Consider the following 12,201-nt stretch of genomic DNA (forward strand, 5'->3'; position numbering starts at 1 on the left):
AGATTATGAAAAAAATTGTCACTTTAAGCGCCTTATTGACCACTCTATTTTTGCTATCGGCATGCGGCCAAAAAGGCCCATTAATCGTTGAGCAGCCACCTCTGGAAGCCCCTAAGGTTCAAGACGACGAAATATCGCCAGTTAAATAGAGAACCGCTCTCAATAATCTGCCTTACGGTCTCACTCAATTTGTGAGATTAGCCCAACGCCCTCTCGCCATTTCGACGCGAGGGTTAGCCTCTTCAGTTGTAGTTGTACACATCATGTCTTTTTTCGAATATCAAAACGGCCATTTGCATGCCGAAAACATCCCTTTGCAAAAAATTGCGAGTGCCGTCGGCACCCCTTGCTACGTTTATTCTAGAGCCGCATTTGAGACCCAGTGGCGCACTCTCGATACGGCCTTTGGGGACTATCCTCACAGCATCTTTTATGCCGTAAAGGCCAATAGCAACATAGCCGTACTCAATTTGCTTGCACGTCTTGGGTCTGGTTTTGATATTGTTTCAGAAGGAGAGCTTCGCCGTGTTCTTGCTGCTGGCGGTGACGCAAATAACGTTGTGTTTTCCGGCGTGGCCAAATCCAAATCTGAATTAGAATTTGCAATCGGCAAAGGTGTGCGTAGCATCAATATTGAATCCGTGGCGGAACTCGAAAGAGTGCAACAGGTCGCGGAAAAACTGGGCGTAGTAGCGTCAATCGCATTTCGAGTTAACCCTGACGTTGATCCTGAAACCCACCCCTACATTTCAACGGGCATGGACAAAGCCAAGTTTGGTGTCCCCATGGGTGCCGCGTATGACGCCTATCAACGCGCAGCCGCACTGCCTAATATTCAAGTGCACGGAATCGCCTGTCACATTGGCTCCCAGATTACCAAAACCAGCCCTTTTTCAGATTCGCTCGAAATTGTATTAAACCTGGTAAAACGTCTAGCCAACAAAGGCATCGAGATTAAACAGCTCGATTTGGGTGGCGGTCTAGGAATCGACTACCAAGGCGAAGTTCCCCCATCAGCTCAAGAGTACGTAACAGCGATGCTCAATGGCGTGAAAAAGCATGGGATCACATTGCCGATTGGCATTGAGCCCGGCCGATATATCGCCGGCAACTCTGGCGTCCTTCTTACCAAGGTTGAATACCTCAAACATAATGAAAGCAAAAACTTCGCGATCGTTGACGCCGGCATGAACGACCTACTCAGACCTTCACTGTATCAAGCATTCCACAGAATTTCAGCCGTTGAAAAAAATTCAACGGGCGAGAAAATGGTATTTGACGTGGTTGGTCCTGTCTGTGAGTCTTCTGACGTTTTGGGTTACGACAGAGAACTGGACACTCAAGCAGGAGACCTATTGGCGGTGATGTCGGCGGGTGCGTATAGCTTTTCCATGGCCGGCAATTACAATTCTCGTGTTCGACCAGCTGAAGTCATGGTCGACGATGACAAAGTACACATAATACGGCAGCGCGAAGAGCAAGAAGACCTGATACGCGGCGAATCACTACTGCCCGAATAGCGAGATTGAACCTTCTGTAACTGGCCTTTTGGCTAAAAATCAGTTATTGGTATTCTATGAAAACACCTTTACCCCATTCCTTTCGCTGCTATCTAGCCGCACTTTTGATGCTGGTTGGACCAGCCAATGGTGAAACAGAAGGTCAATCCACTGAAAACTTAAAGAGTATCGAACAGGCCAAAACAGCCCTAGATGACGCCAAAGTAGCCCTTCAGGCTGCTCAAGATACTCTTTCTGACGCTCAGGAAAAACAAAACGCGGCAAGCCGCGCAAAGGCGAAAACCTCGCCTTCGACCAAGAACGACGGCAGATTGTACAAATGGGTTGATGAGTACGGAACGGTGTCTTATCAGGATTCCCCTCCGCCCAAAAACGTAAAAGTGCTCGATTCTGACCTTCTGAAAGACGAAAACGCGGGCAAAAAGAAGATAAAAGAAGTCAGGCGAGCCAGTGATCCAGCACCACTGCTGGATGGCAGCACCCCCGTGATGGTTTACACCGCTGATAACTGCAAACCCTGCCAGTCTGTTGTTCTCTTCTTAACTCAAAAGCAAGTTCCTTTCGTTGAACGAGATATTAGAACTGATCGTCGTGCGCGAGAGCGATTATCCAATCTGTCCAAACAAATTAGCGTTCCGTCACTATTTATCGGTGAGCGTATTATTCAAGGCCACTCTAAACCAATGATTACCAGAGCATTGGAAGAAGCGGGCTATCTAACGTCGCAAAAGTAAGTCCACCCAAGAACAAAAAATGAAAATAGCATCATGGAATGTCAACTCACTTCGAGTGCGAGTTGAACACGTTAGCGATTGGCTAAAAGCAAACTCTCCCGACCTACTCTGCTTACAAGAATTGAAAATGATCGACGATGACTTTCCCGTTGATCATTTTAGGGAACTTGGCTATCACAGCGCATTCACGGGTCAAAAGACGTACAATGGGGTCGCGATTCTGAGCAAGACCCCTCTAACAAACGTTGTCACGGACCTGCCTAATTTCGAAGACCCGATGCGGCGCTACATCTCAGCCGACGTCACGTTCGGAGATCAAGACAGCATGCGCATAATCAACGTTTATTGCCCTAACGGGCAAGCGTTGGATTCAGATAAATTCACTTACAAACGAGAATGGTTCGCCAAACTGCAAGAGTCTATGAGAGAAACTCTTGCACAACACAGCAATACCGTGCTTGTTGGCGACTTCAATATCACTCCTGGGGACATTGATTGCCACGACCCCAAACGCTGGTCAGGCAAAATTCATTGCAGTGACATAGAACGGCTGATGCTGCAAAAACTCATGGCTGAAGGACTGTTTGACACCTATCGACACTTTCACACAGAGGGCGAAAAGTTTTCTTGGTGGGACTATCGAGGCGCTGGATATCGAGCCAACGAAGGGTTAAGAATAGACTTAATACTCAGCTCATCGGACATGCTTGACCGCGCGATTAGTAGCGATATTGATGAAACCCCAAGAAAACTGGAAAGACCATCAGATCACACACCGGTGGTCGCACAATACAACCAGCAATAGAACACCACTGGGCTTTAGTCAAACATAAAAAAAGGCGCCGATGGCGCCTTTTTTAAATCCAAATGAAAACCATTTGAAATTACTTCTTTCCATAACGAGACTTGAAACGACCGACTCGGCCTTCAGTATCCATTACTTTCTGCTTACCAGTATAAAACGGGTGGCACTCAGAACAAATTTCAACGGTTAAATCTTTACCCAACGTAGAGCCAGTTGTAAAAGTGTTGCCACAAGCACAAGTTACGTTGATATCACTATATTGTGGATGAATGTCTGCTTTCATGATGTTCTCCGATATTTAGAGATCGAATTCGTGATTTTGCGCGAATTCATTACTCAGGGCACGCGATGTTAGGGCAAAGCGCAGGGCAGTTCAAGCAAATTTCGAAGATATTATCGAAATCTCAACCTGCCGTGTAGCAATTAGCTAACGCGGCAAATTCAGACACCGATAAAGTCTCTGCCCTCACTGAAGGCGTGACACCGACCGACTCAATTTGCTCTGCACTCAACATGCCCTTGAGCGTATTCCTCAAGGTTTTTCGCCGCTGAGAAAAGGCCTGTTTAACAAGCTGAGCAAAATCAGCGTGAGAGTCAACTGGGTGCAAAACCTCCGCAAGAGGGGTTAATCTCGCGATTGCCGACTCCACCTTAGGTGGTGGAAAAAACGCACCCGGAGGCACTGTAAATAAGTACTCTATAGCGTAGCGTTGTTGCAACATTACTGAGAGGCGCCCGTAGTCTTTGCCTCCCGGTGATGCTGACATGCGTTGCACCACTTCTTTCTGCAACATGACAACCTGAGATTCGATCTGATCTGCATACTTCATTAAATGAAATAATACAGGGCTAGATATATTGTACGGCAGATTGCCTATCACCTTGATTTTCTGCTGCTCAGCATCGACTATATCGGTCAAATCAAATTTCAATATATCAACCCCATGCACTGACAGACTTTCGGCCGACAACGCCCTGTCTTGCCAGTAAGCCACTAGGTCGCGGTCATATTCCACAAGGTGTAGCGATTTAGCCAGTGGCAGCATTAATTCAGTCAAGGCACCTCGTCCAGGCCCGATTTCAAGGGCCACATCGTTCGCCTTAAGCCCCAATGAAGACACGATTTTGTTAATTATGTTCGGGTCTTGTAAGAAATTTTGCCCAAGTGATTTTCTGGGCGCTGCAAATTGATTCATAATGACACCTTGGTCAGATACTGGTTGCGTTTGCAGCGGCCATGTCTCTCGCCACGCTTATTGCCGTTCGCAAGCTTCCTGTATCAGCCAAACCTGATCCAGCCATATCAAACGCCGTGCCATGATCCACGGACGTTCGGACAATAGGAAGCCCTAATGTAATGTTCGCGGCTTTACCAAAGCCTTGTGATTTTAACACTGGAAGCCCCTGATCATGATACATGGCAATGGCCACGTCCGCCTGCTGGAGATACTTAGGTGTAAATAATGTATCAGCTGGAAGCGGCCCAACAATATTAACCCCTTGGGCACGCAATACGTCTAAAGCCGGTTCAATAATATCAATTTCTTCTCGACCTAAATGCCCGCCTTCGCCGGCATGCGGGTTTAAGCCACAGATCAGAATTCGAGGCTCCACGATGCCGTATTTCTTCTTGAGATCGCTATTAATGACATTACAGACCTTAACAATAAGGTCCTCCGTGATGGCATCGGCAACATCGCGCAGGGGCAAGTGCGTGGTCACCAAAGCCACCCTCAATGAGTCGGTCGCTAAAAGCATTACCGGCAGATCGGCATCAGTCCTTTCAGCCAGGTATTCGGTATGCCCTGAAAACTCAAAACCAGCCTCATTAATGATCCCTTTATGAAGCGGGCCAGTCACCATAGCCGAAAACTCACCACCCAAACAACCATCAATTGCCCGATCCAACATCGCCAATACACCCGGAACGTTGTCAACTAAGGCCTCACCAGCGACAGTAAAATCTGACACATCAATTGACTCATATTGAAGTGTACTAGGCACGTCCAATTTGAGTTGCTCGGCGCGTTCAAACAATACTCGCTTATCTCCGAGCACGACGACATCGCTCAAATCAACGTGTTGCGCTAACTGAATTAAAATGTCGGGCCCGATACCGGCTGGCTCGCCTAGCGTGTATGCAATTGGTTTAGATTTCACTGATTTCGATGCTTAATTTTTGAACCTCAATTATAGCCCGCCCAGAGCAACAATATCAGCTAGTTCGCTAACAGTTTAAAGACGGCCACAAGGCCGAAGGCACTAAAAATGAAACACCACTCTCTCACTGAGCTCTGACTCTCTCTTGATTAGCAATCATTTACGCAGCTATTACAGCAAGCTTTGTTTTTTTAGCTATTTACTGAGCGGTCTGTTTGATAGAATTACCACTTTCTAATAGTCACCTTAGATACCATGAGCAACCCCCCTCTGCATGTAGTTATTCTTGCGGCTGGTAAAGGCAGCCGGATGCGCTCAAAACTACCCAAAGTTTTACACCAAATAGCAGGTAAAACCTTAGTCGAGCACGTGATCGATAGTGCTCTAGAGTTAAAGCCAGCAAAGATTCACATTGTCGTTGGTCACGCTAAGGAGCAAGTCATCGACTCGCTTGCACACCACTCTCAACTGAACTGCCTGGAGTTTATTGTACAGGAACAACAACTCGGCACAGGCCATGCTGTATCTCAAGCGCTACCGGCCATACCGGAGCAGGCAAATGTCCTGATGCTAACGGCTGATGTTCCACTCATTAGAGCTGCCACATTGCAGCGAATGACCGATTCAATGCAGGCACATACCTTAACGGTGCTCACTGCAATTGTGCAAAACCCGTTTGGGCTCGGCCGTATTACTCGCGACAGCACCCAGGCTGTATCGGGTATTGTTGAAGAAAAAGATGCCTCTAGCAGCCAGAAAAAAATCACAGAAATCAACTCAGGCATCATTTGCGCTAGGCGGCATGAATTAGGTTCATGGTTACAGCAAGTAGGAAACAGCAATAATCAGCAGGAGTACTATTTAACCGACGTTGTTGGCTTAGCGTACGAAGCTGGGGATCCGATCACGACACTTCAACCTGAGGCCAACCATGAAGTAGACGGCATCAACAGTCGATCCCAGCTGGCAACAGTCGAACGTGCGTTTCAGTGGCAACAAGCGCAACAGCTGATGGACGCCGGTGTCACAATTGTAGATCCTTCTAGGGTAGACATAAGAGGTGATGTTTCTATTGGCGAAGACACCATTATCGATGTCAATGTGGTCATTCAAGGACCTACCACCATCGGTAGCGATTGCACAATTGCTCCGAATTGCGTCATAAGTCAAAGCGTGATCGACGACAATGTATCGATACATTCTCATTCAGTGATAGAAAGCACAAAAATTAAAAGCCAGACTCAAGTTGGTCCATTTGCGCGATTGCGCCCAGGCACCGTTTTAGAGGCTGGCGTCAAAATTGGCAACTTCGTCGAAACTAAGAATGCGCAAATCTCTAACGGCGCTAAGGTTAACCATCTTAGCTACGTCGGCGATGCGAGCGTGGGCGCAAAAACAAACATAGGAGCAGGTGTGATCACCTGCAACTACGATGGCGCCAACAAGCACAGAACTGAAATAGGCGACAATGTATTTGTAGGATCTGATTGTCAGCTGATCGCGCCGATCAAAATAGCCGATGGCGCGACCATAGGGGCGGGATCAACGGTGACGACCAATGTGTCCGAAAACGCGTTAGCAATCAGCCGCTCGAAACAACGTGAAATCAACGGTTGGCAACGACCAGTCAAAGAAAAAAAGCAGTAATAAAATCAAGGTATAAAACCATGTGTGGAATTGTTGGAGCGGCATCAAGCCGTGATGTAACACCTATTTTAATCGATGGACTTAAACGCTTAGAGTATCGCGGCTATGATTCCGCTGGGCTGGCTGTCATCAGCAGCGAAGAGGAATTAGACCTGCGTCGCAGTGTCGGTCGAGTGGTCAATTTAGAGAAAATTTCAGGGTCCGTATCCGGTTCTATTGGCGTGGCACATACTCGCTGGGCCACCCACGGCAGGCCTGCTGAACACAATGCTCATCCACACACATCGTCATCTCAAGTCGCCGTTGTCCACAATGGGATCATTGAAAATCACCAAGACCTTCGAGCAATCCAAAAAGAGCAAGGCTTCCCTTTTAGTTCTGAGACTGACACCGAAGTCATCGTGCATCAGATTGACTGGCACATGCAACAGGGCAAAGACCTTTTTAAGGCCGTTCAATCAACCATTTCAGAGCTGCATGGTGCGTATGGTTTAGGCGTAGTATCAAAACAAGAACCAGGGGTGTTAATTGCGGCGAGAAGCGGCTCACCGTTGTTGATCGGACTCGGTGAAAACGAAAACTTCATTGCATCTGATATGTCAGCTTTAATTCCAGTATCCAAGCGATACATGGTGATGGAAGACGGGGATATAGCGCGCGTGACAAGTGACAGCGTGGAAATATTTGACGCATCAGGAAATCCCGTTGAACGTAAGATTATCGTGAGCACGTTAAGCGACGATGAAACCGAACTTGAAGGATTTGCTCATTTCATGAAGAAGGAAATCCATGAACAAACTAGGGCCATTACAGAAACCTTGGAAGGCAGACTAGGATCCGACAGCGTTTTGGAGCTTGCTTTCGGAGAACAAGCTCGGGAAATTTTTGATGCCACCAAAGAGCTCAAGATCATCGCCTGCGGAACGAGCTATTACGCCGCCTCAGTAGCTCGATATTGGTTTGAAGAATTCGGCATCAAGTGCGATATCGAAATTGCCAGTGAATACCGCTACCGAAAACACGTAGTAAACCCCGGCACACTGTTTCTCACCATTTCTCAATCAGGTGAGACTTTGGATACCATGGCGGCCCTAGAAATGGCGAAAACGTTAGGGTATTCAAACACGCTGTGTATCTGCAATGTCCCAGAAAGCTCATTGGTTCGTGCCAGTGATCTAACGATATTTACGCACGCAGGTCGCGAAATTGGCGTTGCCTCTACCAAGGCATTTACGACCCAATTAGTGACTCTTTTGATGGTGGCAATCTGTTTGCGGCGCCGCATGGTTGGTGATGGACGTAGCATTGACTCTATGGAAACTGAAATTGTTCAGGAGTTAAGGTCACTGCCAAAGCAAATAGAAACCGTGTTGGATTTGGAGGAACAAATCATTGCGATGTCTAAACACTTTGGCACCAAAGAGCACGCGTTATTTTTAGGCCGAGGAGCCCACTTCCCGATAGCCATGGAAGGCGCGCTAAAACTCAAAGAAATATCCTATATTCATGCTGAGGCTTACGCCGCTGGTGAGCTAAAACATGGTCCACTAGCCCTGATTGATGAAGACATGCCCGTTGTGGCTGTTGCCCCCAATGACGAGTTATTGGAAAAATTAAAATCCAACTTAGAAGAAGTTAGAGCTCGAGGTGGAAAGCTGTTCGTATTTGCTGACGTCGACTCTGGGCTGGTCACCGACGAAGAAACCATGGTGATCAATGTGGCTCCCGTTCACAGTCATATCGCTCCCGTCTTGTACGTGGTGCCTCTTCAATTGTTGGCCTATCACGTGGCACTAATCAAAGGCACTGACATTGATAAGCCACGAAACCTCGCTAAGTCGGTTACGGTCGAATAATACGTTATGGATATATCCCATATCTTCAATGATTTAAACGATGCGCAACGTGAGGCGGTTGCTGCCTCGCCTGGCCCTCTCCTGATTTTAGCAGGAGCTGGCAGCGGTAAAACAAGAGTTCTCACATCTCGTATAGCCTATTTGGTTGAAGGTCACGGCGTGTCCCCGCTGTCTATCTTGGCGGTTACGTTTACCAACAAAGCCAGCCGCGAAATGCGCAGCCGCATTGAAGATATTCTTGGCTTGCCTATGGGTGGGATGTGGATCGGCACGTTTCACAGCCTAGCCCACAGACTTCTAAGGCAACATTACCAAGAAGCTAACTTACCGCAAGCGTTTCAAATACTAGACAGCGACGATCAGCTACGCATGATAAAACGCTGTCTTAAAGAGATGGCGCTCGATGAGGCTTACTGGCCCCCCAAACAGATCCAGTGGTACATCAGCGGCCACAAGGAGGAAGGCCGACGCCCTGCAAACATTCCCCAGAGCAATGACCCTCAGCAGCAGACACTGTTAGCGGTTTACAGTCACTATGAAACATTGTGCCAACGGTTTGGTTTAATCGATTTCTCTGAGCTGTTGTTACGCGCCTTTGAGCTTTTAAAAAACAATGAAGTCCTACGAGAGCGTTATCAACAACGCTTTCAACACGTACTCGTAGACGAATTTCAGGACACCAACACAATTCAATACTCTTGGTTACGGTTGTTGGTGGCCAAATCACACAACCTATTTGCCGTTGGCGACGACGATCAAAGTATTTATGGATGGCGCGGTGCCAAGGTCGAGAACATCTTGCAATTCGAACAAGATTTTCCTGAAACTAAAACTGTCCGCTTGGAGCAGAACTATCGCTCCACCACCAGCATTTTAGATGCTGCTAACGCAGTCATTCAAAACAATGACACTCGATTGGGTAAAAATCTATGGACAGCCAGTGGCGAAGGGGAACCCGTAAAGCTATACACTGCCTACGACGAACGCGATGAAGCCAGATTCGTCATTGATCAAATCCAGTCATGGATTAATGATGGAGGAAGCCGAAACGACGTTGCCATTCTCTATCGATCAAATGCCCAGTCACGCACGTTTGAAGAGCAGTTGATGCAGGCTGGAATGCCTTACAAGGTCTATGGTGGCCTACGATTCTTTGAACGCGCCGAGATTAAAGACGCATTAGCATACCTAAGAATCTGTACCCGCAGTGATGATGACCCGTCATTTGAGCGCGTCGTGAATACGCCTACTCGTGGCATTGGCAATAAAACCGTTGATTTGGTTCGAGAATACGCTCGCGGTAATCAGATATCTTTCTGGGATGCCGCCAACCAGTTAATCAGTAGTTCTCAGCTAACCAGTAGGGCCGCAACAGCATTGAGTGGATTCATTAACCTAGTTCAAGAAATCCGCTCACAAATTGAAGATCAAGATTTGTATCAGCAAATAGAAATCATGCTTGATTTAAGCAAATTGATTGAACATTTTCAGAAAGAAAAGGGCGAAAAAGGTCAGGCTCGAGTAGAGAACCTTCAGGAGTTAGTCACGGCTGCCCGTGGGTATGAAATAGAGGAGACCGAAGACGATTTACCACCGATGGCCTCATTCTTAGCTCACGCGGCATTGGAAGCAGGCGAAGGGCAAGCTGAAGAATGGGAAGATTGCGTTCAGCTTATGAGCCTGCATACCGCTAAAGGATTAGAGTTCCCGTTGGTGTTTTTAACAGGATTGGAAGAAGGACTGTTCCCACATCAGCGATCATTAGATGAAGGTGCTGGTCGTTTAGAAGAAGAGCGCAGGCTTTGCTACGTTGGTATGACCCGAGCCAAAGAGCAACTCTGGTTAAGCCACGCGGAGATGCGCCGGCTTTATGGCGCGGAAAAATACACGAGTCCCTCCAGATTTTTAAGCGAAATACCCGATGAGCTTTTAGTATCGGTAAGAGCAAAACCGAAAAACAGTTATTCAGCACCCTCTCGTCAGTCAAGCTGGGTTGACGATCAAAGTGCCCATGAGAGCGGAATTGCAGTCGGTATGCAGGTTTCCCACCCCAAGTTCGGTGCAGGCATGGTAACCAACCTAGAAGGTAATGGTGAGTACGCGCGAATTCAAATCAACTTTACCGATCTAGGCAGTAAATGGTTGGTTTTAGCCTACGCAAACCTGACGCCAATATAAAAAACAACCCAGAGGCCTTTATGACATTCATTTCAAGCGATAACAGTGCTGGTGTTTTTGCAATCACCTTGAGTCGAGCAGAAGCGCTCAACGCCTTTACGCCTGAAATGTTAACCGACCTCTTAGCAGCATTGACCCAAGCGGAGCAAGACAGCACCGTCAAAGTCATTATTATAAAAGGCGAAGGACGTGCATTTTCAGCCGGCGTGGACTTAAAAGTCCTAAAGGGCATAGAAGCGCGTTCGGGAAAAATCGGTGATGTTTTAGATTCTGTCGCAAACGCGGTCACTACCAAAATCCGACACCTTGACACTCCTGTCATTGCTCAAGTTCATGGCGCCTGCTTCACCGGTGCTTTAGAAATTGCACTAAGTTGTGACTTCATTATCACCGAATCAACCACTAAATTTGGCGATACACACGCTCAATGGGGACTTCGGCCAACCTGGGGCATGGCTCAAAATCTCGCCAGGGCAGTCGGGGTTCGAAGGGCGAGGCAACTGTCATACAGTGCTAGCGTTTTTACAGGCAAGCAAGCCGCAAACTGGGGGCTTGCCAACGAATCGATAGAGGGAGTCGATGAATTAGACCTGTCCGTAAAAAAACTCGCAAAAAAAATAGCGGCTGCCAGCACTGGGGCGGTTTCAGCATACAAAACTCTGTATCGACTAAGCGAAGAACAGCTGGCTCTTGAATTAGCTTTAAAGTCAGAAAACGAACTTGAATTTGATGGTATTAGCGACACGCAAGAACGACTAGACGGCTTTGCTGCGAAATGACCTTAGATCGGGCTCAATCTGTTGCAATTAAGACTCCTCGACTCTTTATTAGACCAGTGACGGAAGGTGACCTCGCCGACATATATGCGATTCATTCTGTTGAAGAAGTGAATCGCCACATCCCGTATCAAACATGGAAAACCATGGAAGACGCTAAAGCATGGCTTGCCATGATACGTGAACGCCAGCTCAAGCAGGAAGCAGGCCAATTTGTGATTAGCAATAATAACGGTGTCATCGGCACCATAATAATATTTAACTATCACACCGAAAGCGGCTGTCTAGAGATCGGTTACGTACTTGCTCAATCCGTTTGGCGCCAAGGCTATATGAAAGAAGCACTCGACGCATTCATTCCCCGAATTGTCGAGCTGCTAGCATTGAGCGAGATCAAGGCAACAGTAGAAAGTGAGAACCAGTCCTCTGGAGGCTTATTAATATCACTGGGGTTTACACTTGAATCTAAACGCGTTGAAGCAGACGGAACTGAGGTTCGCCTGTTTAGAAAAACCACCACTTAAC

At 47.4% G+C, this 12,201-nt stretch carries 12 protein-coding genes; 9 read left to right on the forward strand and 3 right to left on the reverse strand.

Annotated features, from left to right (window positions below):
- Positions 1-5 precede the first annotated feature (5 nt).
- The 4 genes from lptM (at position 6) to xth (ending at position 3,059) form a co-directional block, all read left to right on the forward strand.
- Positions 6-149 carry an LPS translocon maturation chaperone LptM gene (lptM, locus tag ABWW54_RS00100; RefSeq protein ID WP_353408829.1) on the forward strand — a complete coding sequence of 48 codons (144 nt, stop codon included), beginning with the start codon at positions 6-8 and terminating at the stop codon, positions 147-149.
- Between the two features lie 114 nt (positions 150-263).
- Positions 264-1,520: a diaminopimelate decarboxylase gene (gene lysA, locus ABWW54_RS00105; RefSeq protein WP_353408831.1), complete on the forward strand. Its 1,257-nt coding sequence runs from the start codon at positions 264-266 to the stop codon at positions 1,518-1,520.
- A gap of 56 nt (positions 1,521-1,576) precedes the next feature.
- Positions 1,577-2,254 carry a glutaredoxin domain-containing protein gene (locus tag ABWW54_RS00110; protein ID WP_353408833.1) on the forward strand — a complete coding sequence of 226 codons (678 nt, stop codon included), beginning with the start codon at positions 1,577-1,579 and terminating at the stop codon, positions 2,252-2,254.
- 19 nt (positions 2,255-2,273) lie between these two features.
- Complete coding sequence (gene xth / locus ABWW54_RS00115; protein ID WP_353408835.1) at positions 2,274-3,059, forward strand: exodeoxyribonuclease III; 786 nt, start codon at positions 2,274-2,276, stop codon at positions 3,057-3,059.
- 79 nt (positions 3,060-3,138) lie between these two features.
- Here the strand turns inward: xth and rpmE are convergent, their stop codons facing one another.
- From rpmE to pdxA, 3 genes are all read right to left on the reverse strand, one after another.
- The gene (gene rpmE / locus ABWW54_RS00120) at positions 3,139-3,342 is read right to left on the reverse strand and encodes a 50S ribosomal protein L31 (protein WP_353408837.1); all 204 of its coding nucleotides are present in this window, start codon (positions 3,340-3,342) and stop codon (positions 3,139-3,141) included.
- A gap of 121 nt (positions 3,343-3,463) precedes the next feature.
- Positions 3,464-4,255, reverse strand: coding sequence for a 16S rRNA (adenine(1518)-N(6)/adenine(1519)-N(6))-dimethyltransferase RsmA (gene rsmA, locus ABWW54_RS00125; RefSeq protein WP_353408839.1), 792 nt, complete (start codon positions 4,253-4,255; stop codon positions 3,464-3,466).
- Between the two features lie 13 nt (positions 4,256-4,268).
- The gene (gene pdxA / locus ABWW54_RS00130) at positions 4,269-5,219 is read right to left on the reverse strand and encodes a 4-hydroxythreonine-4-phosphate dehydrogenase PdxA (RefSeq protein ID WP_353408841.1); all 951 of its coding nucleotides are present in this window, start codon (positions 5,217-5,219) and stop codon (positions 4,269-4,271) included.
- A 255-nt stretch (positions 5,220-5,474) separates the two neighbouring features.
- On the opposite strand from pdxA, the gene glmU reads away from it, so the two are divergent.
- From glmU to ABWW54_RS00155, 5 genes are read left to right on the forward strand one after another with little or no spacing between them, the layout of a single operon-like run.
- Entirely contained in the window at positions 5,475-6,866 is a 1,392-nt protein-coding gene (glmU, locus tag ABWW54_RS00135; protein ID WP_353408843.1) for a bifunctional UDP-N-acetylglucosamine diphosphorylase/glucosamine-1-phosphate N-acetyltransferase GlmU, read from the forward strand.
- A 20-nt stretch (positions 6,867-6,886) separates the two neighbouring features.
- Positions 6,887-8,722: a glutamine--fructose-6-phosphate transaminase (isomerizing) gene (glmS, locus tag ABWW54_RS00140; RefSeq protein ID WP_353408845.1), complete on the forward strand. Its 1,836-nt coding sequence runs from the start codon at positions 6,887-6,889 to the stop codon at positions 8,720-8,722.
- A 6-nt stretch (positions 8,723-8,728) separates the two neighbouring features.
- Positions 8,729-10,900 carry a DNA helicase II gene (gene uvrD, locus ABWW54_RS00145; RefSeq protein ID WP_353408847.1) on the forward strand — a complete coding sequence of 724 codons (2,172 nt, stop codon included), beginning with the start codon at positions 8,729-8,731 and terminating at the stop codon, positions 10,898-10,900.
- A gap of 20 nt (positions 10,901-10,920) precedes the next feature.
- Positions 10,921-11,679 (forward strand): enoyl-CoA hydratase/isomerase family protein, encoded by a 759-nt coding sequence (locus ABWW54_RS00150; RefSeq protein ID WP_353408849.1) that lies wholly within the window; start codon positions 10,921-10,923, stop codon positions 11,677-11,679.
- On the forward strand, positions 11,676-12,200 hold the full coding sequence (locus tag ABWW54_RS00155) for a GNAT family N-acetyltransferase (protein ID WP_353408851.1): 525 nt from the start codon (positions 11,676-11,678) through the stop codon (positions 12,198-12,200). The genes ABWW54_RS00150 and ABWW54_RS00155 overlap by 4 nt, the downstream gene beginning before the upstream one ends.
- The last annotated feature ends 1 nt before the right edge of the window (position 12,201 follow it).

Origin of the sequence: Arenicella sp. 4NH20-0111, from assembly GCF_040366405.1 — a bacterium.
Taxonomy (GTDB): Bacteria; Pseudomonadota; Gammaproteobacteria; order Arenicellales; family Arenicellaceae; genus Arenicella.